Genomic DNA, 23,969 nt, shown 5'->3' on the forward strand with positions numbered 1-23,969 from the left:
GCCACCATCATTAGATTATGGCCCTTTTGCTTATTAAAGATTAATGCAAGCGAGTTAAGTTAAGACACATGCTGTGCAATCAATGCAACTAATTGCTCGGCAATCTTATCTTTACTCGCTTTAGATAATGGCACAGGCTGATGCTGATAGTGATCAGCAAAAAATACTGTCATTGCATTGTCATCACTGGCAAAACCAATATCAGAACGTGACACATCATTGCAAGCAATTATATCCAGTTTTTTGGCAACCAACTTGCCATGTGCATATTTTTCGACATCTTGAGTTTCTGCGGCAAAACCCACCATAAAGATATCAGGATTATCAGCTGAGATAGTGGCTAAAATATCAGGATTTTTGACCAAATCTAAGGTCATTTGCTCTTGTATCTTTTTGATTTTTTGTGGTGCCGCTTCACGAGTACGATAATCGGCAACGGCAGCAGTGGCGATAAAAATATCAACTGGGAGTTGTGGATCACTGGTCAATGTTTCGGCAACCTCAAGCATATTGTTTGCAGAAGACACATCAATACGATTCACCGCAAACGGAGTATTCAAATACACATGCCCTGCAATCAAAGTCACCGTTGCCCCTGCATCACGACACGCTCGTGCTAAAGCAAAGCCCATCTTGCCTGTAGAATGATTGGACAAATAGCGCACAGGATCGATTGCTTCAAGCGTTGCCCCTGCGGTAATCACCACATGCTTGCCCGCCAGCGTTTGGGGAATGGTGTGACGTTTTATATGGTATTCAATGTGCGCTAGTAGCTCATCAGGCTCAGGTAATCTTCCTGCTCCCACATCGCCACACGCCTGCTCACCACTATTGGGGGCAATAAGATGATAACCATAACTTTGTAGTCGCTGCACATTGGCTTGTACCGCCTTATTTGCCCACATTTGCTGATTCATCGCTGGGGCAAATAAAATCGGTGCGGTGGTCGCTAAGCAGACTGTGGTAAGCAAGTCATCGGCACAGCCTGATGCTAAGCGAGCAAGGGTATTGGCAGAGGCGGGTGCAATGATAATAAAATCTGCCCATTTTGCCAGCTCAATGTGCCCCATGCCCAGCTCTGCCTCTGCATCTAGTAGCTCGGTATGTACCTTATTGCCTGTTAGTGCTTGTAGCGTCAGTGGGGTAATAAATGCTTGTGCCCCTTGGGTCATGATTACCCGTACCTCAAAATCAGCTTTTATCAATAAACGGGCAAAAAAAGCAGCTTTATAGGCAGCAATGCCACCTGTAATGCCAAGAATAATACGAACTTTTGTGCTTTGATGTGTCATTAGGCTATCAACTGTTAAAAATGTTAAAGGTTATTAAATATAAAATATGAATATATAGAGTCTGTTGAACATTCATCTTCAGTGGTGGATTTATATTAGGCAAACCATAGTCTGCTCAAGATAAAACCATAACGTTAAGATAAGGCAAAAAATTGGCTTATGGTAGCAATTTTTTATATGTATGGGGGAGCTTTTGCCAAATAGACACAGTCATATCATACAAATCAAGTGATGCATCTATACGTTTATACATTAGTTATCTCACTCTCAACTTATTTTACTTATTTGACACCAAACCCTCTCCTTGAAATAAGGGAGGACTTAAAAGCCAGTTCCTCCCTCTTTTTTAAGCGGGCGGCACAGCTACTAGAAATTATTTACGAAGCCTCTAAAACCATATACAGCCAGTCCACGTCCACATCATAAAAATTAATAAAATCAATGTGTAGCAACCGCCAATAATCTATAAAATTGTGTAACTTCTATTCATAATCAAGACATCTTTTATTGAGTTTTAAATGCCTATTGAGATATAATTCCATACTTATATTCATGATTTAATCATAATATTAAGGAATCATTGACAACAAATACCAATCCACTCATATTTGAAGGAATGACTATATGTTAGCTGTCTCTTCTCGTTTTCTAACTCTATCTATCATTGCCCCACTTTTTTTATGCACTGCCTGCTCTAACTCCAATCAACCCACCAATTCTGCGACAAACTCATCTACCAATTCAGCCACAAGTCAAACCCCCTCTGAAACAACAACAGAAGCTGAAACAGCCAATACCACAGAGCCCACGGGTGATAATAGCGCAGACTTACCCAACTATATTGTTGCGGTAGAAAATGAATATAAGCCCTTTAGCTTTCGTGATGAGAATGCACAACTAATCGGCTATGACGTAGACATACTCGATGCCATTGCCAAAGACCAAAACTTTACCGTCACTTATATTCCTGCACCTTTTAGTGAAAAATTTCAAGACTTAAAAGCCAAAAAATATGACATTGTGGCGGCAGGTACCAGTATTACAGATGAACGTAAAAAGACCATGGATTTTAGTAATCCCTATCATGATTCTTATCAAGCTGTCATTGCACTACCCAATCAACCTGTCATTAACAATTTTGAAAATTTAATAGAACATACCATTGCCGTTGAACCTAATACCATCTCTGATAAATTTTTAAAAGAGACTATAAAAATAAATCCTAGCAATATTATCCCCGTCACTACCCCTTTTACAGCCATAGAAAAGGTAATACAAAATCAAGCTGACTATGCCATCTCAGATTCCCCGGTTTTACAATATTACGGACAGCAATTTCAAGATTTAGACTTGAAAGTCTATATTGACAAAAGCTCTGAACCTGATCATTATGGCTTTGTCGTGGCAAAAAACCGTGACGATGATTTATTACAAAAGATCAATACTGGCTTAAACAATATTAAAGCGGATGGTACTTATCAAGCCATCAATCAAAAATGGTTTGGTCAGTAAAATATTCATATTAACGAAAAACATTAAAAAAGGCAGTCATCATGGCAATTAAAGACTGGCATAAAGATGACCGCCCTAGAGAAAAACTACTCAATCTCGGTGCCGCTGCATTAACGGATGCCGAGATATTGGCTATCTTTTTGCGTACTGGTAGCAAAACTCAATCTGCCATTGATTTGGCCCGCTCACTCATTACACAATTTGGTAGTCTGGCTGAGCTACTAGCTGCACCACCTGAAACTGTCCTATCCTGCCATGGTATTGGGACTGCCAAGTATGCACAGATGCTTGCCAGCCTTGAGATGGGCAAACGCTATCTAGACAGTCAACTTAAAACAGGTAATACCCTCAATCGCTCACAAGCTGTCAAAGATTATGTCAGCACCCAACTTCGTCAACACAGCCGTGAAGTCTTTGCGGTTTTATGTTTAGACAATGCCTTAACGCTGATCAACTATGAGGTACTGTTTACAGGTGGTATCAGCGCCTGCTCAGTGTGCGTCAAACAAGTACTGCGTCATGCGCTCAGCCACGGTGCCAGTCAGCTTATCATTGCCCACAACCACCCCCGAGTCAGTGCAACACCCTCAGCAGCAGACAATCAGCTCACCACCCAACTCAAGCAGGCTTGTGAGCTGATTGACATTCATTTGATTGATCATATTATCGTTGGACGTAACGATACCCTGTCTTATGCCGAATTAGGACTCGCCCCTTTTGAATGATTTTTTAACGACCTCGATAGCTAAAAAGCATAACTAAAAAATAAGCTAAATTCATGCCCCATACTCATCATAGGGTAAGCAAGTATCGTTATTTTTTACAGCCTATTTCATCCAAATAACCTCTTATCATCTACACTTTGTTGACATCTTGTAATATTTCTCTGCTTGATTATGACAAAAGCTTTGCCTACTCTAGTCTTAAGTATTTTCCATACGCAAAGATAAGAATACGCAAAAAAGTACTTTGACTCATAAAAATGCCATGCTGTATAAAAATACACTAAAGAGACGCTTATCATGACAACATTAACGTTAGTTGGATTATTTATCCTCGCCATTTTATTACAATTATTTGTAATATTAATCGTATTCTTAATGGGCTTAGGACAACTATCAGGAGCGATAGTGGTTATCATTGCTGCCCTTGTTACTGCTTTTATTCAGCCATGGTCGCTCTTACTTGGTCTGCCCTTGATACTTGCTAGCTTGGTGGTACTGATTGCACCACTGCGTCAATCACTAATTACCAAACCTGTATATAACATGCTTGCTAATGCCATGCCGAGTATGAGCGATACGGAGCGCGAGGCTTTGGACGCAGGTACGAGTTGGTGGGAAAAAGAGCTGTTTATGGGTGCACCCAATTGGGATACGTTTGCCAACTATCCCTACCCTACCCTATCTATAGAAGAACAGTCATTTATTGATAATGAAGTCGAAACACTCTGTGGCATGCTTGATGAATGGCAAATTCATCATCATGACAAAGACTTATCCCCCGAAGCTTGGCAATATATCAAAGACAATGGATTTTTGGGATTAATCATTCCCAAAGAATATGGCGGACGTGACTTTAGCTCCTATGCACAAAGCCGTATCATGAGTAAAATAGCCTCACGCAGTCTGACCGCAGCAGTAACCTGTATGGTACCAAACTCGCTAGGTCCAGGTGAGCTGCTCATGCACTATGGCACTCAAGCACAAAAAGAACGCTGGTTATATGGCTTAGCAAAAGGTACAGAAATCCCATGTTTTGGACTGACTGGACCTGAAGCTGGCTCAGATGCAGGGGCGATTCCTGATACCGGTGTGGTCTGCTATGGTGAATACGAGGGCAAACAAGTGTTGGGGCTGAATATGAATTTCTCCAAACGCTGGATTACCCTAGCCCCTGTGGCAACGGTGGTTGGTTTGGCGTTTAAAATGTATGACCCCGAAGGTCTACTTGGTGACCCCAGCAAAACAGACTATGGTATTACTTGCGCCCTTGTGCCTGCCGACTATGACGGTGTGATTACGGGCGCACGTCATAACCCTGGCTCACCGTTTATGAATGGCACTGTGGTGGGTAAAGATGTGTTTATCCCTCTCGACTTTATCATTGGTGGGGTCGAAAATGCAGGTCGGGGCTGGCGTATGCTAATGGAGTGCTTGGGTGTGGGTCGAGGAATCTCATTACCTGCATTATCTACCGCAGCTGGCGAGATGTCGTATCTAACGGTGGGGGCATTTGCCAAAATCCGTGAGCAATTTAAAATTTCCGTGGGCAAATTTGAAGGCGTGCAATCTGCCACCAGTGATATCGCCAGTGATGCCTATATGTTAGAAGCATTTCGCCACTTAGTCACATGTGGACTCAATCAAGGCGGTACGCCATCTGTGATGACTGCCATGGCAAAATACTATGCTACCGAAACCATGCGTGGTGTGGTCAATCATGGTATGGATGTGGTGGGTGGTCGTGCCATTCAGCTTGGGCCTCGCAACTTTTTAGCATTGCTTTATCAAGCAATACCTGTCTCTATCACAGTAGAGGGAGCAAATATTTTGACCCGCTCACTGATGATATTTGGACAAGGCGCAATGCGTTGCCATCCTTATCTTTTTGATGAATTACAACTACTGCAAAGTGAGGACAAACCGCGTGCTCTAGCAGAGTTTGACGACTTATTCTTTAAGCATCTTGGCTATACATTTAATCGTGGTGCAAAAGCCTTTGTTGCAGGCTATTTTGGTGGCAGCGCAGAAACACCCAGCTTTGCCGATAAATTTTCACGCCCCTATTACAAACTCATCAATCGCTTGAGTGCTGATTTTGCACTCACCGCTGATATGGCATTGGGATTATTAGCAGGGGATTTAAAACGTAAAGAGATGCTCTCAGGTCGCTTGGCAGACATTCACGCGCATCTATTTATCATGACAGCCATACTCCAGTATTATGCCAATGGCACTGGCTCAAAAAGTGAACAGCTACATGCCCAATTAGCACTAGAAAAATCATTGTATAGTATTCAAGAAGCGTTCTTTGAATTCTTTGCCAACTTCCCGAATCAGATGGCGGCAGCTCTGGTGAAGTTTGTTACCTTCCCCACAGGACGCATTGTTGATAAACCACACGATGACTTAAAGCGCAAACTTGGTGATGCCATCATGACCGATGGTGAGGATAACCCCTTCCGTGAACAACTCAAAAAATTGGTTCACTACTCCACAGACCCTAACAATGCCACTGGACGGGTTGAACATGCTTATCAAATGCTGCTTAAAGTAGAACCTTTGTGGCAAAAATTTAAAAAAGCAGAATATAAAGGCAAATTTGCAGGCTTAACCTTTGAAGATCATGTTGTGCATGCACTACAAGATGGGGTGATCACAGAAGCAGAGTCTGAACAGTTGATTGAATACAACAGTATTCGTTTTGATGCGTTACTCACCGATGTATTTGATGAACATCTAGACCATGCCGAAGATCGCTTTAATCCGCACACATTAGAAAATGCAGCAGATAACTTAACTGACTACGCACAAAAACAAGCACAAAATCCTGCCACCAGTGAACAACACCTTGAAGAGTCAACAGGTGATGAAAATACTGCTCATGGCTATGAGCCTGATGGTGACGTTAAAATGGCAGATGAACAACAAACGCTGGCAGAAAAGATTGATCAGGCAGATTTTGATGAAGCAACGTCTAACTCAAAGATAAATCCTGCTGAACAACAGACGTCTGCTTCCACACCTGAAATAACGAAACCAACCAATGTGGTAGACGACAAAACTACTCCTACAGAATCACACCACTTAGACCCTCGGGAGCGTGATGCTGAAAGTACACTCACCGAACGTATGCAAAAAAATCATCACTCACTCAACAAAAAAGCTGATGACATAAACCCAAGTGATACGCCAAGCAAAACTGACGAGTAATCAAGGTGACTTCTATTTAACTTTAGCCAATCACTCCTTAACGCTCATCATGACTATCTTGGTGGGCGTTGTTGGTTTTTTCACCAGATGTTTAGTTAAATGACATTTTTAGATATGGTTATGGCGGATAAAGCATTGATGAATCAGTGTGTTATCTGCTACATTCACTTTTTTTTAATTCCGTTTACTATCACTATCATTAACAAATTCATCAAACAGACACAGGTATAAAACATGAATAAACTGGATGACTTTCATCTCAAGATTCAACAAATTAAGAAAAAAGATTACCCACAGCTCAAAGTTCTTATGGACAAAGTTTATGCTGATATGGGTGGTGCATGGTCAAAGACCACCATCAATACCCTAATCGATGCCTTTCCTGAAGGACAAATTGCCCTATTTGACCACGACAAACTCATCGGTATGGTGCTGTCAATGCGGGTCGATTATCAGCGTTTTTCTAATCCACATACTTATGATGACCTCATCGGGCAGCGTGAAATTATCCAAGATGACCCCGAAGGTGATGCCATTTATGGACTTGATGCCTTGATTGACCCTGATTATCGAGGTTATCGCTTGGGTCGTCGTTTGTATGATGCCCGTAAAGAGCTGTGCCGTCAGATGAACTTTCGTGCAATTTTGGCAGGGGGGCGTATTCCCAATTATCACAATCACCACGACTTATCACCAGGCGAATATATCGATGCAGTTGAATCACGTGAAATTCATGACCCTGCCCTATCATTTCAGCTATCTAATGGCTTTATTGTCAAGCGTATTTTGTCAGGCTATCTACCCGATGATGACCAATCCAAAGGCTTTGCTACCCTTTTGGAATGGGCAAATATCTATTATGAGCCACAAATTTATCAGCCCAATACGCGCAAATCTGATGTACGTATTGGCGGTATCCAGTGGCAGATGCGTGAGGTCGAATCACCCGAAGAATTGCTACAGCAAGTGGAATTTTTTGTCGATGTAATGGCAGATTACAACGCTGACTTTGCCTGTTTGCCTGAGTTTTTTAATGCACCACTGATGGGGCTGTGCGAATCCACTGACCAAAATGTCGCCATTCGCTTTTTGGCAGACTATACCGAGTGGTTTAAAAATGAAATCTCGCATTTAGCGGTCAGCTACAACGTCAATGTGATTACTGGCTCAATGCCACTGCTAGACGAAAATGACAGCCTATATAATGTCAGCTATCTGTGTCGCCGTGATGGAACGGTAGAAGAGCAACGCAAAATCCATATCACCCCACACGAGCGCAGTGCATGGGTGATTGAAGGCGGTAACAAAGTGCAAGTATTTGAAACCGATGCAGGACGTATTGGCATCTTGATTTGCTATGATGTGGAGTTCCCTGAGCTTGCGCGCCTATTGGCATTAGAAGAGATGGATATTTTATTTGTGCCGTTTTGGACAGATACCAAAAATGGCTATTTGCGAGTACGCCACTGTGCCCAAGCCCGTGCCATCGAAAACGAATGTTATGTGATGATTTGTGGCTCGGTAGGCAACCTACCACAGGTGGAAAGTTTGGACATTCAATACGCCCAATCTTCGGTATTTTCGCCTTCAGATTTTGCCTTCCCACACGACGCCATCATGGCAGAGACTACCCCAAATACCGAGATGATTTTCTTCTCTGATGTGGACTTGGACATGCTCACCCATGTACGCAACGAAGGCTCAGTGCATAACCTAAAAGACCGCCGAGATGATTTATTTACCCTAAAATGGAAGAAAAAAGCCAAAAAATCGGTGAGCAAAAGTAGTGACTCTGAGCTAAAAGAAAATACGCCAAGTGTACGTGACGGTGATCCGTTGCAAGGTAGAGCAGGACAGGCTGAAAAGCCACATTAATAGATAGCCTTTACCAGTCTTTGATAAAATCCTCCTTTAACATAAGGGGGATTTTTTGTTCCCTTTGATTTTTCTTGAATTATGAGTAGCAAAACTTATGCAAACAACAGCCAAAAAATTCCACGCATCTAAAGCTTACTCATGGCTAAAAACCTTGTTAGGCTATTTGCTTATTTTTATCATTATTTACTCTGTAGTTAACTGGTGGCGACAGCCTGTGATGCCAGCCAACCCACAGCTTGAGCTAACCGATTATCAATGGCAAAGCGTCGATATTGCTGCATTATCACAAAAGTCACCTGTACTGGTGTATTTTTGGGGCAGTTGGTGCGGTGTGTGCAAACATACCTCACCCACCATCAACACACTAGCAAATGAGGGTAATTACCCTGTGGTGACCATTGCGGTACAGTCAGGTGATAACGGTGAGCTTAGCCAATATATGCAGCATAAAGGCTTTAGTTTTACTACTATTAATGATGAGGACGGAGCAATTTTTGCCAACTGGCAAGGACAAGTTACCCCATCGTATGTCATTTTAAAAGATGGTGAGATGAAACAAGGCTTAACAGGGATACAGCCGCTTTGGTCGTTGAAGTTAAGGCTGTGGTTGAGTGGAGTATTGTAAATATAGGTAAAAAATTATAAAATAAAAATCTACTTATGAGTATATTCTATGATAAAACCCAATCCAGAATGGCAAGCAGCTTTTAATTATATAGAGCAAACATTACCACAACGACCATTAAAACTAAAACATGTAGGTGACGGCAATCTATTAAAACAAGTTTGTATAATAATTGCGTTATTCTCTGGTGCCATCTTACTGTTATTTTTCACCTTTGATAACGTCAAAGACATAATTAAGGATAGAAAACTTGTTGATAACTATGTTGTGCTTGATAATGCTAAACTGCATGGGCAATGTGAAGATAGCAGTAACAGGTATTTTTTTGAAAAATGCGAGGTAGTAATTAGTTATCAAGACCAAAAAATAAAAAAGGAATTTGATTTTATCAGCTTTAATAGCTCAAGCTCAAATGATGATTTACAAGTGATTGCCCAAAAAGATGACCCTAGTAATATTAGCTTCAATTTAGCAATCAACGTACTAAAATCTAGAATTATAACAAACATTGGCTACTTTATTTTTGCGCTAGTAACGTTTTGGTGGGGCTATACTGTCATCACTAATGTCCCAAAACAAGGGCGCGTAAAAAAAATTATGAATGATCCTGCCAATCAACCTTGGCAAATTATAGCAATGCCAGTAAGTTGCGATATTGACTCCATGGAGTTTACAACAGATATATATGGTGAAGAAACAGATTTAACAATTGATTTGAAACACAAAAAGCCTTTGATTATTTCACCTATGAATGATAAAAATTGGGTATTAGCAGTAAAAGCAAAACAAACTAATACGAGTGTTCCTTTAACCACAAGTCTACATAATATTGATCTTAGTAGACAAGAGAAGAAAGAAGTTAAGGCAATGATTAATAAGTTTTTTGGCTAATTTTACCTATAAAGTTAGAGTATTTATTAAAAAATTATATCACCCACAAAAAAAACCCATCATTATGATGGGCTTTTTTATATCTTAACTTTATATTACTGCTTAGCAGTAATAATTATTTAGCAGCAGATGCTTGAGCAGCAGCAACTTCAGCAGCAAAGTCTTCTTGTTTTTTCTCGATACCTTCACCCACTTCAAAGCGGACAAAGTTATGTACAGTCACGCCATCAGCTTTTAGGATATCACCAACTTTTTTGTCGTTATCCATAACATAAGGCTGACGCACCAAAGTCACTTCATCAAGATACTTACGTAGGCTACCTTCAATCATTTTCTCAACGATGTTATCAGGCTTGCCAGATTCACGCGCTTTGGCTTCAGCGATTTCTTTTTCACGAGCCAATACGTCAGCAGGTACGTCAGTATCGTTCACTGCTACTGGGTTAAATGCAGCAATATGCATCGCTAGATTTTTACCAGTCTCTTCGCTGCCACCTTCAGTTGCTACCACCACGCCAATGCGTAGACCATGACGGTATGATGCTAAGTTATCACCTTCAACGATTTGTGCACGGCGTACTTGAATGTTTTCACCGATTTTTTGTACTAAGGCAACACGAGCTTCTTCAACGCTTTGACCATCACCATAAGGTAGTTCAGCGATTTGAGCGGCATCAGTGACGCCATTTTCTAGCGCAAGTTGAGCTACTTTTTCTGCAAATGCAGTGAAGTTCTCATCTTTTGCTACGAAGTCAGTTTGGCAGTTTACTTCTAGAAGTAAAGCTTTGTTGCCTTCTTGAGCGATGATAATAGCACCGTCAGCAGCGATATTACCTGCTTTTTTAGCAGCTTTAGCTTGACCAGATTTACGTAAATTGTCGATGGCTACTTCAATATCACCGTCAGTTTCTTCTAGTGCTTTTTTACATTCCATCATGCCAAGACCAGTACGGTCACGCAATTCTTTTACTAATTTGGCGGATACTTTTGCCATGAGATTACCTCTTTATTTGTTATGAATTTTTTGCAAATATTAAATTATCAATGCAAGTTTTTTGTTATCCATTTTATAGACATATATTCTATGACTTTATAATGACAATGGCATGACGAGGATTTCCACATCATGCCTTTGTCTGATAACTCTAAATGACTAAACCATGCAATCAAGTCATCAATAATAACTACTCGAATGATTATTCGCTTGCAGCGTCTTCTTGAGTCTCAGCTTTGGCTTCTTCTGCTTGAGGTGCTTCTTCAGATGCAGCAGCTTCAACTGGCTCAGGGGCACCGCCTGCTTGAGTTTGTGCATACTCTTTACCAGCGATGATAGCATCAGCAACGGCAGTGACATACAAAGTAACGGCACGGATAGCATCATCATTTGCAGGGATAACATAATCCACGTTATCTGGGTTTGAGTTGGTATCAACGATACCGATAACTGGGATACCTAGATTTTTAGCTTCTTTAATGGCAATCGCTTCATGGTCAACGTCAACCACAAAGATAGCATCAGGCAATCCGCCCATGTCTTTAATACCACCAAGTGAGCGTTCTAGTTTTTCCATCGCACGTGTGCGCTCTAGTGCTTCACGCTTAGTTAGCTTAGCAAATGTACCGTCTTCTGCTTGTTTTTCTAGCTCTTTTAGACGGTTGATAGACTGGCGCAGTGTTTTCCAGTTGGTCAACATACCACCTAACCAGCGATGGTCAACATAAGGCATACCAGCACGCTGTGCTTGTTCACGAATAACGCTACTGGCAGCACGTTTTGTACCAACAAATAAAATTTTGTTGCGTTTAGCAGCCAAACCATTGATAAAAGTCAAGGCTTCATTAAAAGCTTTCACTGTGTATTCTAGGTTGATGATATGAATTTTGTTGCGTGCGCCAAAGATGTACGCATTCATTTTTGGGTTCCAAAAGCGAGTTTGGTGACCAAAGTGAGCGCCAGCTTGTAGTAAATCACGCATTGATACTTGGGTTGGAGATTGTGTTGCCATGATAAAAAATCCTATTTAAATTGGGTTATGCCTCCACATTACAAAAGTTACCGATTTGTTGGCACGCATCCGTCATTATTCAGACACTTAAAAAGTTCAAACACTTAAAAAATGGCTAACAGACAGATTAATCAAGCCAGCAAACACCCAGTTACTCTTTAGCGTAATGTGTGTGTCATTGGTTGTATTGATTGATTACGTCATACATCTTTCTAAATTGCTTGCAAACAAGCAAAATAAACGAGTATTTTAACATAATTGAATACAGCTTACTAGCAAGTATGGGGTCATATTGTTATCATTTATTTGTTATAATCCCTATTCTTTTTCTATTTGTCTTAAAGTAAGTGATGGGTGCTGCTGCACCTTTTTTATTTTTATTTTGTATTAACAGCTATTTTAAAACCATCATATATAACCATATTTATTAATAGCCACAATTTATTATCAACCATTGCAACGAGCCTGCCATGACCAACGCCAACGCTTATCCCGCTAGCCAGTCTATTCACACCATCGGCATTTTAGGAGGTGGACAACTCGGTATGATGCTTGCCGCTGCTGCACTGCCACTGGGTTATCGCTGTGTATTTTTGGAAGACACACCCAATGCCCCTGCCCATCTTTATGGCAAAGTCTATAGCACCCAGCAGCTTGATGAATTTGTTGCTGCTGCCGATGTGTTTACCTTAGAGTTTGAAAATACCCCTGTAAAAACTGTCGAGTATCTCAAGCAACTATCTGAGCAAGGTGAAAAACAAGGCATATATCCACCACCACAAGCCTTAAAAGTGTCTCAAGACCGTCTACAAGAAAAATCATTATTTAATGAGCTAAATATCAAAACTGTACCTTTTATGGCAGTATCTTCAAAGCAAGAAATTGAGCAAGCCTGTGAACAATTAGGCTTACCATTGGTACTAAAGACCAGTCGTGGTGGCTATGATGGCAAAGGGCAGTTTGTCATCAAAACCCTTGCTGATATTGATGCAGCATGGGCAGATTTGGGTGAGGCAGTCACAGGTAATGGTGAGCTAACCCCTACCCCTGCACCTTTGATTGCTGAAGGCTTTATTCACTTTAGTCGTGAAGTATCCATCATTGCAGTCCGTGGACAAGATGGCAACATACGCTGTTATGACTTAGTAGAAAATTATCACCATCAAGGGGTACTCGCTAAGACACAAGCCCCTGCTGTGGGTGCCAGGCACCTGTTAGCACAAGCAAAAAATGCCATTAGCGCCATCATGAATCATCTTGACTATGTGGGGGTAATGACTCTTGAGCTATTTGTTAGCAAAGATGAAAATGGCAAAGATACCTTGCTTGCCAATGAGATTGCCCCTCGTGTGCATAATTCAGGGCATTGGAGTATGGAAGGCGCAGTCACCAGTCAATTTGAAAATCATATTCGTGCCGTAGTTGGTTTACCACTGGGCGATACGGATAATATTAAGCCATCAATTATGGTCAATATTTTGGGACAATACCCAAAAGTCAGTGAGGTGTTAGCAATTGATGGCAGCCATTATCACACCTACCACAAAACTGAACGTGAAGGACGTAAAATTGGACACATCACCCTAATGCCCAGTGATGTTGCTGATTTGGATAATGCTTTATCACAGTTAGTTAACGTTTTGCCTAATAAAGTTGGCTTAGATAAATAGGCTTCGATAAATAAGTTTGGATAAATAATAGATGAAAATCTGGATAGATGCTGATGCCTGCCCTGTGGTGGTCAAAGACTTGATTTGCAAAACCGCAGAACGTACGCAAACACAAGCGATTTTTGTTGCCAATCAACTAATTAAAATACGTAAATCACCGCTAATTAGTATGACGGTTGTACCATCTGGATTTGATAAAGCTGATGATTATATCGCTGACAATGTCGAAGAGGGTGATTTGGTGATTACCAGTGATATCCCTTTGGCAAATGATGTGCTCGATAATGGTGGACAAGTGTTAACCCCGCATGGCGTCATTTATGATGCTGATAACATCAAGCAAAAGCTCAATGCCCGAGATTTTATGGATACCATGCGCAGTACAGGGGTGCTTGACTTAACCCAAATGGGCGGACAAAAACCCTATTCAGATAAAGATAAAAAGGCATTTGCTGATGGCTTAAATAAGTTGGTACGCTAATTTTCCACTAATATTCTTTCCAGCAATACCATATAAAACCTACTCTCCATTATAAACGCCAACCATGCCAATATGGTTAGCGTTTTTTATTGCTCATCTTTGCTATAGTCAGCGAAGTTATAAACTGATACAAGGCAGGCGAGTGCAGATAGTACGGTTGTACAGCAAGTGAGCCTAACACCGTAACAGTTATAAAATTCGTTGACTATACTTGTTGAGTCAACTCCAGTACGGGATAAATCACCTAATTATGTCACTTAGCTATGCCAATTGCTAACTTCTGCCCATAATCAGCAATATTTTATAAAAAAATTTATAAATCTTTTCTTTTTAATATCAATAACTTACAAATTAATTTTAAATTAATTGCAAAAAATTTAAAAATAATTGTAAGAAAACACCCCTCTACTGCGTCTAAGTTATAACAGCACGATGATTTGCCCAACAGATACTTATCATACTAAGCAACTCATAGCTGTCCAACTTAACCTTTTATTTAACCCTCTATTTACGTTCAATATGGAATTACTTATGAAAAAGACATCAATCATTACTAGCCTAGCTCTTGGTTCTTTAGTTGCAATGGGTTCTGCTCACGCTGGCGAAAGCAATCCTTACTCTGCCAAATCTATGCAAGATGGCTATCAAAACACCACCAAAGCCAAAGAAGGTAAGTGTGGCGAAGGCAAATGCGGTGGCTCTGCTAAAAAAAGCTCAGCCAAAAAAGCCGATGGTAAATGTGGCGAAGGTAAGTGTGGTGGTACAGTCAAAAAGCCAGTAAAAAAAGCGGACGGTAAATGCGGTGAAGGCAAATGTGGTGGTAGCCATTAATTACTGATTATTAATCGTTAATTATTTTAATAAATTTAATGATTGCAACTATTTTCTTTAAACCCTTTTGTTACTGCCATAGTGGCAAAAGGGAGATTTTTAACCCAACCCTTTTATCTCATTTAATTAACAATCAATACGCAATGACACGGATTGATACAACACAATTTGGAAAATTTATGAAAACTTCAACACTTCTTAGCAGTTTAGCACTTGGTTCTTTAGTAACGTTAAGTGGCTGTGCCAATAACCCTTTTTCTGCCGAGCCTATGCAAAACGGCTATCAAAACTCTAGCAAAGCCAAAGATGGCGGTTGCTCTGCCAATATGAAAAAAGCAGACGGTTCATGCGGTGGCAGTATGGACAAAAAAGCTGATGGTAAATGTGGCGAAGGCAAATGTGGAGCAGACGCTAAAAATATGGATAAAAAAGCAGATGGCTCATGCGGTGGGCATGCTATGGATAAAAAAGCAGACGGTAAATGTGGTGAAGGCAAATGTGGGGCGAATAAATAAGCCTTAACCATCTAATCATCTGGTTTGCCAACCCATCAAGAAATGTATAAATCTATCGAGGACAACCCATGACAACGGCTAATACGTTATCTACAGCACACAATAGACCCACTGGAGCAGGCTTGGGCTTTCGCCGAGAGTTATTGCCTGCCATGCGTCAAGCGGATTTGTCAGCGATAGATTTTTTTGAAGTGTCCCCCGAAAACTGGCTCAATTCTTCAGGGCAAATGGGCGGGCAATATGCCAAGCAATTACGAGAGTTTAGCGAGCGTCACCCGTTTATTTGTCATGGTTTGTCGCTATCCATTGGTAGCACTGCCAAATTAGATACTCAGTTATTAAAAAACGTCAAAGCCTTTATGCAGGCTCATAATATCAGCCTTTATACCGAGCATTTATCATGGTGTAGCGATGAGATGGGGCATTTATACGACCTACTTCCCATTCCTTGCACCACCGAAGCGGTGCATTGGGTGGCTGATAGAATTAAGCAGGCTCAAGATATTTTGGGTCAGCAAATTGGCTTTGAAAATGCCTCGTATTATTTTAATCCACCCAACAGCGAGATGAGTGACGCAGAATTTATCACTGCGGTGGCAGAAGAAGCAGACTGTTTGTTACATTTGGACGTCAATAATATTTATGTCAATAGTCAAAACTTTGGCTTTGACCCACATCAGTATTTACGCCAATTACCCGTTGAACGTACCTGCTATTTGCATGTGGCAGGGCATTATGTCGAGGACGATGGCTTTTTGGTAGATACACACGGCAATACGGTGATTGACCCTGTTTGGACGTTATTAACCGATGCGTATGCGTTGATTGAGCAAAAGACGGGCAAACAGGCAAGCGATTTACCCACCTGCCTTGAGCGAGATTTTAACTTTCCTGATTTTGCAGATTTGGTTGCTGAGGTGAATCACATTCGGGCTTTGCAAACTGCAAGCCAAAGCCAACTTCAACAACAAAATCAAAAAACAGTCAGTCAAAAAGACAGTATAAAGGACAATCGCCATGAGCCTAGCTGATTGTGAAACCAACCATCACCCTGCCAGCCTAGCAGAATTTCAACAGCAGTTTGGGCAGTATTTACGCCATCAAAAAGCTGACAATGCTGATGCTGATAAGGCTGAGTTTGATAATAGTGAGCCTAATCATAGCAACAGCACCACTGCCATTTTACAACGGGTATCACAAGATGTTCCCAGTCGCATTGGTAAACTGTATCAATCGCTAATTTTTAATAATTTGCGGGGTTTTTTAGACCAATGTTTTCCTGTTTGTCAAAGCCTCATCGATGATGAACAATGGCTGATGGTGTGTCAAGCATTTATGGCACAGCACCCTTGCCATAGCCCGTATTTTACTGAGATTAATCAAAGTTTTGTGGATTTTTTGGCACAGCCTGAGCAATTAGAAACATTAAATTTGCCCGCCTATTTTGCTGAGTTGGCTCATTATGAATGGGTAGAATTATTGGTCGATATTCACAGCGATGAGGCTAACACTGCTCTTGCTCAAAATCTAAAGCCTAATGAAATTCAGTTAATCCTTAATCCCAGTTTGCAAAATTTGCATTATCAATGGGCAGTGCATTTAATCAGTAGCGATGAGCAACCTGATAGCCCTGAAGATAGCTTTTTTTTGGTATTTCGTAATGAGGAAGATAAGGTTGAGTTTATGCAGGTCAATGCGTTAACCCATGCCTTGATTGTGTATATTGCTGAGATTAGCAACCAAAATCCAATCATTGCACCGATAGAGGATTTAACGGCTGTATTAACCAGCCTGTTACAAGACTTTGCCGAAACACTTGGGGCTGAAAATAGTGAGGTATTAGTGGAGTTTGGTTTGCCACTACTCAAGCAACTAATTGAACAAGGGGTTTTGCAAGGTGTGCAGTGCTAACCCCTCCCAAACCCTCCCCTTGAAATAAGGAGAGGACTTCAAAGCCTTTTTTTTCTTGTGCTTTTGCTTTTGCAATAAAAGTTAGAAAGGTTGGGATAACTCAATTTAACATAAGTTTTTTAACGACTTCATCACATTTTCTATTATTTTTAAAACAGGTATTTTATGACTGTCATTTCACAAATCACTCGCCCTTTTAATCGCTTAACCCAACGGGTTGAAAGTTTGGACTTTATTGCTCCCCTTGCTATTCGCTTGTATCTTGCACCGATTTTTATCAGTGCAGGTTGGAATAAAGTCACAGGATTTGAGGACATTGTTAGTTGGTTTGGTAATAGTGAATGGGGTTTAGGTTTACCCATGCCAACTTTGATGGCAGTATTGGTCATTATTGCCGAATTGGTCGGTGGCTTTGCCTTGTTATTTGGTATTGGTAGTCGTGGCTTTTCAGTGATGTTATTGGTAACCATGTTGGTCGCTATGTTTAGCGTGCATTGGGAAAATGGCTGGTTTGCCATCACTCCCACCGACCCAGAAACCAGTATCGCTAGTGTGATGAATGCCATTAATTTTTGGGGCAGTGACGCCAGCCTTGCCAATTCGTATGAGGCAAGCTTACGTTTGGACAAAGCTCGTGAGATTTTGCAGACACATGGCAACTACGACTGGCTCACCGAAACGGGTAATTTTGTGATACTCAATAATGGTATTGAATTTGCTGTCACCTATGCCATCATGTTATTGGTTATTATATTTTATGGCGGTGGACGTTATGTCAGTTTGGATTATTGGCTAAACCCTTCATCGACAAAACGTCACTATGGTCGTCGCTAAAATAGTACTGTTCATTAATAGCATGAATGAAAGTAACTAGCAAAACGCAATCGACCATATTGTGATAGGAATATAATAAAACAGTAAATAATGGGTATCACATGACCGACCAACATTCAGCCACGCCACAACCCTCTCATAAGCAAATATCGCCAGAGTTTATAGATGCGGTACGAAAGCAGATGATTGCGTTTGCATTTAATCAATTAAATGACCATCATTTGGCTGAGGACGTGGTGCAAGATGCGTTGATTTCTGCTTTGCAACACAGTGAACAGTTTCAAGGTAATTCGGCATTTAAAAGTTGGGTATTTGCCATTTTAAAAAATAAAATTGTCGATTGTATTCGTAAAGACAGCAAATACACCAATCTGTCGAGTATGCACGACCATGAGGAAGGCAGTGAGGAAACCTTGCTCAACGCCTTATTTGATGAGGCAGGATTTTGGCAAAAAGGCAGTATGCCCAGCCAATTTGATAACAGTTGGTGTAACCCTGAGGTGCAAGTACATAGTGATGGCTTTTGGCAGGTGCTAGAAGTCTGCCTTACCAATTTACCCAGTGAGCAGGCTCGGGCGTTTTTAATGCGTGAATATATGGAATTGGATACCGATGAGATTTGCCAAGAGCTTGAGATTAATACCAGCCATTATTATGTGTTAATGCACAGAGCAAGATTAAGATTACAAACTTGCTTGACACTGCGTTGGTTTGAAGCTAAAACGGCTTAATACACCTCTTTGTTTGTTTATTTATTTTACCTTATTTCCTTTTCTTTTATTTCTCCCTAAATTTTTAATCTAAAGATTATTAAGGCAATCGTTTTTTATGAAAAATTGTCAACAAATTACCCAGATTGCTAGTGATGCTCAAGAGCGTCCATTAAGCACTGGCGAAAAGTTCCAACTACATACCCATATTATGATGTGTAAAGGCTGTCGTGCCTTTTATAAAAACACCGATGTATTAAGTAAAATGATGAAAACCTTAAAAAAGGTAGAAGGGCAGGAAAATCAAAAAGGTGGGGAATAGTTTTTTATAGCATATTCATTTGGTCGTTTCCATTTAATCACCCTAAGAAACAGAGTGTAATGCCATCACTTGTCGCAACATTGTATTTATTCGACTTTTTGTCGTTTCATCTTGTTTTGATAGCCACTGTGCGACATCGGTATCCAAACCACTTGATTGATTCACAATAGCCCCTCTGATGGCTTTTGTCCAATCTGTCACCTCTGGTATATCATCACAATGAATATCACTATCAGACATTTTTTCTAGTTTTTGTAATCGTGTGACTTGTTCAGCCGTCAAAACTGGCAAGTCTGTTTCGATATGTTTAACCATGCTCATAAAATCGCCTCTCTTTACTGGTTGCCCGTCTAGCACTAATAATACGGATTACTTCGATATTATCATCATCTCGATAGGTGTAACCAACAAACACAATGGTTACGCCATAAATACTACCAATAGCCTGCCATCTGTCCTCACCATAATCAAATCTATCATCAGGCTGTCTTAAACAAAAAGGGTCATAAAATACGCCTTTTATGTCTTCAAAGGCTATTCCATGCTTGCGTATATTTTCTTAATTTTTATCTTCGTCCCACTCAAAGGCAATCATAACTTATTCTCTTATAACAACTCTCTATCTTGTCGCTGTTCTCGTTGCTATGTTACAAGATGCCACAGGGTCTTTGATATCGCTAAATGCCGTACCATGTTGACTAATATCTTCTAAAATATCTGCTAACGATACATTATCAAATTGTTTGCTTTGTTTTTGTGCTAAACGATACTGCAAAAAATTAACAAATTCTAAAGTTTCCATTTGTAAATTTTCTGGTAAGGATTGCACTTGATTGTATATTTCTTCGGTGATAGTAGCCATCATATAGCCTATAGCAAATTAATTATAAAAGACCATTCTTATTTTCATTATTTAAAATACAAGGTATAAAGTCAATATTTTTAATCAAGCTCTGCAATAGTTTAAACAAACCCTAAGCCCTACCTACCCCAAAGCCAATCACCTCATCAATACGGCTTGCACCTGTCAACACCATCAACAGCCTATCTATTCCGACTGCAATGCCACTACAAGGTGGCAAATCATCACAGGCTTGTAGTAAATGCTCGTCTATCGGCATAATGGATAAGCCTCGTTTTGCTCGCTCGGCATTATCCTGCTCAAAGCGTTGCCGTAGAGCCTGACCATCAGCTAGCTCATCATACGCATTGGCAATCTCAATACCATTTATATATAGCTCAAAGCGTTTGGCAACCAGATTGCCATCTTTGTCAGTAGCGGTTTTTGCCAATGAAGCGGTGGCTGGCGGATAATCAGTGATAAGCGTGGGTAAATCTTTGCCCAAATGTGGCTCAACCACATGGCTAAATAGCAAATCTAACCATGCTTGGCGGTCATCACCCAACGCCTCTGCCAATCCTACGCTGACAATGCCCTTATCCTCAGCAACTGCTGATAGCACTTCAGCCGAAGTGGTAAATGGGTGAATACCAACAAAATCCATAAACGCATCAACATAACGATAATGGTCAAAAATCACAGGATAGCCATACAGCACCGCCAACAGCTCGGCAAGCTCATTACCAAGTTGCGACAAGCTATAATCAGGGCGATACCACTCCAGCATGGTAAATTCGATATTATGACGACTGCCCGCCTCATTATCACGAAATACAGGGCAAATCTGATATATTGGCACTTGCCAACTGGCAAGCAAGCGTTTCATCGCAAACTCTGGTGAGGTGTGCAGATAATAAGTTTTGGCTTGGTCAAGGTAGGTAATATTTGCTGATACGGATTGCAAAAATAGGTCAGTATTGCCTGCCTGCGACAGCAACGGTGTTTGTACTTCTAAAACGTCACGCTGAGCAAAAAACTGACGGATTTTTGCCAGTATTTCTGCCCGTTTAACTGCCATCTCTAGACTGATTGTGGGGTGGTAGCTTTGGTTTGGGTTAGGGGTTATATTGGGATTATTCTTGTTCATAGTTTTCTCATTTTGCTAAACTTAATTTATATGAATATTTAATCAAACAACCACTCTCGCCTTAATAAATAATTTTTGCGTAATTTATCAAAATTATCGCCATTAACTTGCCCTGCTTGTTTATCTACAGCGTTACGCAATAATTTATCATCAGCCATAATGTCATAAAATTCTGCTAATTTTTTAGGGCTAGATTTTAATGGCTCTTGTGATTGACTTTTTAATTTATTTTTTAAATCCTGCCAATGATAAGGGTTTGGTGGTAACAGTTGGTTAAATAAGTTTTCCCCCTCCCTAGCCCTCCCCCCAAGAGGGAGGGAATTATCCTGCTCATCTTTTTCACCTAAGTATTTCCCCCTCCCTTCAAGGGAGGGGGTCAGGGGGAGGGTCTGAACAAACGCATCAAATATCATCTGCGTACCACGTAATTTGCCCTCAAGGGTATAACCTGCAATGTGTGGCGTGGCAATAGCAAGTGAGGATAATAACTGCTCACTGACCATAGGCTCATGCTCAAACACATCTAGCACCACGGTACGCCCTGTATTGGCAATATCTGCCAATAAATTGCTTTCACTCACCACTTGTCCGCGAGCCGAGTTAATTAACAAACTATCTGTCGGCATTTTTGCTAAGGTTTTACCATTTATTAGATGATAAGTGGGATATGGACTTTGCTCATTAGTGGCTGTCGTGGGAAAAGTTAACGGCACATGCAAACTTACGGCATCGCTATCCATCAACACTTTATCCAAACTGGCATTATTTATATCGGACGGCGGTAACAAGGGGTCATAACCCAATACTTGCCAGCCCAAATCTTGGGCATATTTTGCCAATGTACTACCGATATTACCCAGCCCGATAATACCGATTATGGGGGTGGTGGGGATTGACGGTGAAGGCGATTGCTGTGCGTTTAATGATGGGTTTTGTTTAGATAAATACTGAGGGCGTAATGTCAAAATAGCGGTTAATACATATTGTGCTACCGAATGTTTGCTACAACCTGATGCATTGGCAAACACAATACCACGACTGGCAAGGTAGGCTTGGTCAACATGGTCAGTGCCAATGGTCGCTGAGCCAACAAACTTAACGCTATGATTATCCACTAATAAAGCTTGATTGATTGGTGTTACCGAGCGGATTAATAAGGCATCTGGCTGATACTTTGCCAAAATATCGGCGGTAATTTCTCGCCCTATCATGGCGATAACATTAACTTCTGCCTGTAATGTCTGAGCGTTAAAATAATCGTGTAAATGGGCAATGTTACTGTCGGCAATGATGGTCAGCATGGGAATTCCTGATATGGACGATATATGCAGATATTGTAAGGATTACTTATCCTTATTGCCAATCCTATCAGTAACCATATTACCAGCCCCATCAGCAACCACTACAGCATGGTAAAAAGCATCAGGCTTGATAAAATAATCACTATATTTGCCTTGATACACTTGAATTTGGTAGGTTTTGCCCACTTCAAGATTGGGGTTGGCGATAGGTGAGGATTTTTTGATAGAAAACTCATTATTATTTTGATGTAATGTTAGATTTTGAGCTTGCCAGTCTTGATAACTTTTGGTTTGCTCTTGATAAGTAAAGTTTGCAGTCATTGACTTTAGAGAGTGTTGTTCATTATATAAATACAGGCTTTGTATAATTAAATAGTATGTAGCATATATCAAAAGAATAGCATACAATGATATGTTGCTCTTCTCAAGCTTAAATGGTTCAGAAAATAATACATTAAAAATTAATGATGACGAACTTAAAAAAAAGAAGAAGATAAATTCTTTATAACCAAATGATGGCATAAAATACTTATTAAGTATTAAGCTACCGATATGTATATAACTAATACTAGGAAGATATAAAAACGATATAAATATTATATATAAGAAAATAAAAATACAAGTTAAACATATTTCATAAAACAGCTCCTTTTTGTCATCATAAAATTCTGGATACTCATATAATACAGAAGTAAATTTAGTTCTATTATTATTGAGAATACTATAAAAAATATTTTTTGATTTAAGATATTCGCTTACATGTAGTTTAAAATCCTCTTTTCTATTATAAAGAATAAATCTTATGACTAAATCATCACTATCTCCATTATAAAGATAACCCAAATTATTCTCTAAATTTATACTTTTTACATCATCCCAAGATAAAGAATAATTACACCATAAACCAAACCCTCGATATATCTTTATTCCCAAAGAGTTTACTCTTACAACAGGATATAAAAATCCAATGATAGCCATTGATATAATAACTAAGGCATACTTTAAATCACCTATTTTAATGTCAAAATAGAATAATAAGAACATCACTATATAACTTAAAAGCAGGAAAATTTCAACATAACTAGCACTTGGCTTTTGATAAAAAGTTTGGGTAGCCAGCTTATCCTCTGTCTCTTCTGCTGTTGCCACTTGGTGTTGCATGAACTAACCCTTATTATAAAAAATAAATATTAAATTATATGTTATTAATATCTTAAATATATTGCAATAAATTTATTCCCCACCCATACCTTTTATCTAAATTTAT

Annotated in this window: 24 protein-coding genes; 15 read left to right on the forward strand and 9 right to left on the reverse strand. The window is 40.1% G+C overall.

Annotated elements, in window-relative coordinates:
• Positions 1 to 59: 59 nt before the first annotated feature.
• Positions 60 to 1,292: a bifunctional phosphopantothenoylcysteine decarboxylase/phosphopantothenate--cysteine ligase CoaBC gene (gene coaBC, locus FHK89_RS07170; RefSeq protein WP_230658576.1), complete on the reverse strand. Its 1,233-nt coding sequence runs from the start codon at positions 1,290 to 1,292 to the stop codon at positions 60 to 62.
• A 624-nt stretch (positions 1,293 to 1,916) separates the two neighbouring features.
• On the opposite strand from coaBC, the gene FHK89_RS07175 reads away from it, so the two are divergent.
• The 6 genes from FHK89_RS07175 (at position 1,917) to FHK89_RS07200 (ending at position 10,133) form a co-directional block, all read left to right on the forward strand.
• Positions 1,917 to 2,804 carry a substrate-binding periplasmic protein gene (locus tag FHK89_RS07175; protein ID WP_230658578.1) on the forward strand — a complete coding sequence of 296 codons (888 nt, stop codon included), beginning with the start codon at positions 1,917 to 1,919 and terminating at the stop codon, positions 2,802 to 2,804.
• A gap of 41 nt (positions 2,805 to 2,845) precedes the next feature.
• Positions 2,846 to 3,529 (forward strand): RadC family protein, encoded by a 684-nt coding sequence (radC, locus tag FHK89_RS07180; RefSeq protein ID WP_230658580.1) that lies wholly within the window; start codon positions 2,846 to 2,848, stop codon positions 3,527 to 3,529.
• A 297-nt stretch (positions 3,530 to 3,826) separates the two neighbouring features.
• Complete coding sequence (locus FHK89_RS07185) at positions 3,827 to 6,739, forward strand: acyl-CoA dehydrogenase (protein ID WP_230658582.1); 2,913 nt, start codon at positions 3,827 to 3,829, stop codon at positions 6,737 to 6,739.
• 234 nt (positions 6,740 to 6,973) lie between these two features.
• Complete coding sequence (locus FHK89_RS07190; RefSeq protein WP_230658584.1) at positions 6,974 to 8,614, forward strand: carbon-nitrogen hydrolase family protein; 1,641 nt, start codon at positions 6,974 to 6,976, stop codon at positions 8,612 to 8,614.
• A gap of 97 nt (positions 8,615 to 8,711) precedes the next feature.
• Positions 8,712 to 9,242, forward strand: coding sequence for a protein disulfide oxidoreductase (locus tag FHK89_RS07195; protein ID WP_230658586.1), 531 nt, complete (start codon positions 8,712 to 8,714; stop codon positions 9,240 to 9,242).
• A 48-nt stretch (positions 9,243 to 9,290) separates the two neighbouring features.
• Positions 9,291 to 10,133: a hypothetical protein gene (locus tag FHK89_RS07200; protein ID WP_230658588.1), complete on the forward strand. Its 843-nt coding sequence runs from the start codon at positions 9,291 to 9,293 to the stop codon at positions 10,131 to 10,133.
• Between the two features lie 115 nt (positions 10,134 to 10,248).
• Here FHK89_RS07200 and tsf read toward each other — a convergent pair whose 3' ends face one another.
• The gene (tsf, locus tag FHK89_RS07205; protein ID WP_230658590.1) at positions 10,249 to 11,127 is read right to left on the reverse strand and encodes a translation elongation factor Ts; all 879 of its coding nucleotides are present in this window, start codon (positions 11,125 to 11,127) and stop codon (positions 10,249 to 10,251) included.
• A gap of 202 nt (positions 11,128 to 11,329) precedes the next feature.
• Entirely contained in the window at positions 11,330 to 12,139 is an 810-nt protein-coding gene (gene rpsB / locus FHK89_RS07210; RefSeq protein WP_230658592.1) for a 30S ribosomal protein S2, read from the reverse strand.
• Positions 12,140 to 12,609: 470 nt separating this feature from the next.
• On the opposite strand from rpsB, the gene FHK89_RS07215 reads away from it, so the two are divergent.
• From FHK89_RS07215 to FHK89_RS07255, 9 genes are all read left to right on the forward strand, one after another.
• Positions 12,610 to 13,809, forward strand: coding sequence for a 5-(carboxyamino)imidazole ribonucleotide synthase (locus FHK89_RS07215; protein ID WP_230658594.1), 1,200 nt, complete (start codon positions 12,610 to 12,612; stop codon positions 13,807 to 13,809).
• 31 nt (positions 13,810 to 13,840) lie between these two features.
• Positions 13,841 to 14,290, forward strand: coding sequence for a YaiI/YqxD family protein (locus tag FHK89_RS07220; RefSeq protein WP_230658596.1), 450 nt, complete (start codon positions 13,841 to 13,843; stop codon positions 14,288 to 14,290).
• 531 nt (positions 14,291 to 14,821) lie between these two features.
• Positions 14,822 to 15,121 carry an HvfA family oxazolone/thioamide-modified RiPP metallophore gene (locus FHK89_RS07225; protein WP_230658598.1) on the forward strand — a complete coding sequence of 100 codons (300 nt, stop codon included), beginning with the start codon at positions 14,822 to 14,824 and terminating at the stop codon, positions 15,119 to 15,121.
• Positions 15,122 to 15,300: 179 nt separating this feature from the next.
• Complete coding sequence (locus tag FHK89_RS14955) at positions 15,301 to 15,636, forward strand: HvfA family oxazolone/thioamide-modified RiPP metallophore (protein ID WP_329958697.1); 336 nt, start codon at positions 15,301 to 15,303, stop codon at positions 15,634 to 15,636.
• Positions 15,637 to 15,704: 68 nt separating this feature from the next.
• On the forward strand, positions 15,705 to 16,667 hold the full coding sequence (locus tag FHK89_RS07235; protein ID WP_230658600.1) for an HvfB family MNIO-type RiPP peptide maturase: 963 nt from the start codon (positions 15,705 to 15,707) through the stop codon (positions 16,665 to 16,667).
• The gene (locus tag FHK89_RS07240) at positions 16,654 to 17,547 is read left to right on the forward strand and encodes an HvfC family RiPP maturation protein (RefSeq protein ID WP_230658602.1); all 894 of its coding nucleotides are present in this window, start codon (positions 16,654 to 16,656) and stop codon (positions 17,545 to 17,547) included. Before FHK89_RS07235 ends, FHK89_RS07240 begins: the two co-directional genes overlap by 14 nt.
• Before the next feature lie 165 nt (positions 17,548 to 17,712).
• Positions 17,713 to 18,381: an HvfX family Cu-binding RiPP maturation protein gene (locus FHK89_RS07245; protein ID WP_230658604.1), complete on the forward strand. Its 669-nt coding sequence runs from the start codon at positions 17,713 to 17,715 to the stop codon at positions 18,379 to 18,381.
• 101 nt (positions 18,382 to 18,482) lie between these two features.
• Entirely contained in the window at positions 18,483 to 19,112 is a 630-nt protein-coding gene (locus FHK89_RS07250; protein ID WP_230658606.1) for a sigma-70 family RNA polymerase sigma factor, read from the forward strand.
• Between the two features lie 97 nt (positions 19,113 to 19,209).
• Positions 19,210 to 19,413: a zf-HC2 domain-containing protein gene (locus FHK89_RS07255; protein ID WP_230658608.1), complete on the forward strand. Its 204-nt coding sequence runs from the start codon at positions 19,210 to 19,212 to the stop codon at positions 19,411 to 19,413.
• Between the two features lie 42 nt (positions 19,414 to 19,455).
• On the opposite strand, the gene FHK89_RS07260 is transcribed toward FHK89_RS07255, so the two are convergent.
• The 6 genes from FHK89_RS07260 to FHK89_RS07285 all read right to left on the reverse strand — a co-directional run bounded on the left by FHK89_RS07260 (position 19,456) and on the right by FHK89_RS07285 (position 23,863).
• Positions 19,456 to 19,734, reverse strand: a complete 279-nt coding sequence (locus FHK89_RS07260; RefSeq protein ID WP_230658609.1) for a hypothetical protein — start codon at positions 19,732 to 19,734, stop codon at positions 19,456 to 19,458.
• Complete coding sequence (locus FHK89_RS07265) at positions 19,721 to 19,966, reverse strand: BrnT family toxin (RefSeq protein WP_230658810.1); 246 nt, start codon at positions 19,964 to 19,966, stop codon at positions 19,721 to 19,723. Before FHK89_RS07265 ends, FHK89_RS07260 begins: the two co-directional genes overlap by 14 nt.
• A 66-nt stretch (positions 19,967 to 20,032) precedes the next feature.
• Positions 20,033 to 20,275, reverse strand: coding sequence for a DUF2281 domain-containing protein (locus tag FHK89_RS07270; RefSeq protein WP_230658611.1), 243 nt, complete (start codon positions 20,273 to 20,275; stop codon positions 20,033 to 20,035).
• A gap of 112 nt (positions 20,276 to 20,387) precedes the next feature.
• Positions 20,388 to 21,401 (reverse strand): EF-P lysine aminoacylase EpmA, encoded by a 1,014-nt coding sequence (epmA, locus tag FHK89_RS07275; protein WP_230658613.1) that lies wholly within the window; start codon positions 21,399 to 21,401, stop codon positions 20,388 to 20,390.
• Between the two features lie 38 nt (positions 21,402 to 21,439).
• The gene (locus tag FHK89_RS07280) at positions 21,440 to 22,708 is read right to left on the reverse strand and encodes a 4-phosphoerythronate dehydrogenase (RefSeq protein ID WP_230658812.1); all 1,269 of its coding nucleotides are present in this window, start codon (positions 22,706 to 22,708) and stop codon (positions 21,440 to 21,442) included.
• Between the two features lie 36 nt (positions 22,709 to 22,744).
• Complete coding sequence (locus tag FHK89_RS07285) at positions 22,745 to 23,863, reverse strand: hypothetical protein (protein WP_230658615.1); 1,119 nt, start codon at positions 23,861 to 23,863, stop codon at positions 22,745 to 22,747.
• Between the last annotated feature and the right edge of the window lie 106 nt (positions 23,864 to 23,969).

This window comes from Psychrobacter sp. I-STPA10 (assembly GCF_021012795.1).
Lineage (GTDB): Bacteria > Pseudomonadota > Gammaproteobacteria > Pseudomonadales > Moraxellaceae > Psychrobacter.

Excerpts from the sequence above, each read along its gene's own strand:
- FHK89_RS07240 (WP_230658602.1), top strand. The coding sequence starts at position 16,654 with ATGAGCCTAGCTGATTGTGAAACCAACCATCACCCTGCCAGCCTAGCA.
- FHK89_RS07220 (WP_230658596.1), top strand. The coding sequence starts at position 13,841 with ATGAAAATCTGGATAGATGCTGATGCCTGCCCTGTGGTGGTCAAAGAC.
- FHK89_RS07255 (WP_230658608.1), top strand. The coding sequence starts at position 19,210 with ATGAAAAATTGTCAACAAATTACCCAGATTGCTAGTGATGCTCAAGAG.
- tsf (WP_230658590.1), bottom strand. The coding sequence starts at position 11,127 with ATGGCAAAAGTATCCGCCAAATTAGTAAAAGAATTGCGTGACCGTACT.
- FHK89_RS07285 (WP_230658615.1), bottom strand. The coding sequence starts at position 23,863 with ATGCAACACCAAGTGGCAACAGCAGAAGAGACAGAGGATAAGCTGGCT.
- FHK89_RS07270 (WP_230658611.1), bottom strand. The coding sequence starts at position 20,275 with ATGGCTACTATCACCGAAGAAATATACAATCAAGTGCAATCCTTACCA.
- FHK89_RS07225 (WP_230658598.1), top strand. The coding sequence starts at position 14,822 with ATGAAAAAGACATCAATCATTACTAGCCTAGCTCTTGGTTCTTTAGTT.
- rpsB (WP_230658592.1), bottom strand. The coding sequence starts at position 12,139 with ATGGCAACACAATCTCCAACCCAAGTATCAATGCGTGATTTACTACAA.
- FHK89_RS07215 (WP_230658594.1), top strand. The coding sequence starts at position 12,610 with ATGACCAACGCCAACGCTTATCCCGCTAGCCAGTCTATTCACACCATC.
- FHK89_RS07175 (WP_230658578.1), top strand. The coding sequence starts at position 1,917 with ATGTTAGCTGTCTCTTCTCGTTTTCTAACTCTATCTATCATTGCCCCA.
- FHK89_RS07250 (WP_230658606.1), top strand. The coding sequence starts at position 18,483 with ATGACCGACCAACATTCAGCCACGCCACAACCCTCTCATAAGCAAATA.
- FHK89_RS07200 (WP_230658588.1), top strand. The coding sequence starts at position 9,291 with ATGATAAAACCCAATCCAGAATGGCAAGCAGCTTTTAATTATATAGAG.
- FHK89_RS07195 (WP_230658586.1), top strand. The coding sequence starts at position 8,712 with ATGCAAACAACAGCCAAAAAATTCCACGCATCTAAAGCTTACTCATGG.
- FHK89_RS07235 (WP_230658600.1), top strand. The coding sequence starts at position 15,705 with ATGACAACGGCTAATACGTTATCTACAGCACACAATAGACCCACTGGA.
- radC (WP_230658580.1), top strand. The coding sequence starts at position 2,846 with ATGGCAATTAAAGACTGGCATAAAGATGACCGCCCTAGAGAAAAACTA.
- epmA (WP_230658613.1), bottom strand. The coding sequence starts at position 21,401 with ATGAACAAGAATAATCCCAATATAACCCCTAACCCAAACCAAAGCTAC.
- FHK89_RS07245 (WP_230658604.1), top strand. The coding sequence starts at position 17,713 with ATGACTGTCATTTCACAAATCACTCGCCCTTTTAATCGCTTAACCCAA.
- FHK89_RS07190 (WP_230658584.1), top strand. The coding sequence starts at position 6,974 with ATGAATAAACTGGATGACTTTCATCTCAAGATTCAACAAATTAAGAAA.
- coaBC (WP_230658576.1), bottom strand. The coding sequence starts at position 1,292 with ATGACACATCAAAGCACAAAAGTTCGTATTATTCTTGGCATTACAGGT.
- FHK89_RS14955 (WP_329958697.1), top strand. The coding sequence starts at position 15,301 with ATGAAAACTTCAACACTTCTTAGCAGTTTAGCACTTGGTTCTTTAGTA.
- FHK89_RS07260 (WP_230658609.1), bottom strand. The coding sequence starts at position 19,734 with ATGAGCATGGTTAAACATATCGAAACAGACTTGCCAGTTTTGACGGCT.
- FHK89_RS07185 (WP_230658582.1), top strand. The coding sequence starts at position 3,827 with ATGACAACATTAACGTTAGTTGGATTATTTATCCTCGCCATTTTATTA.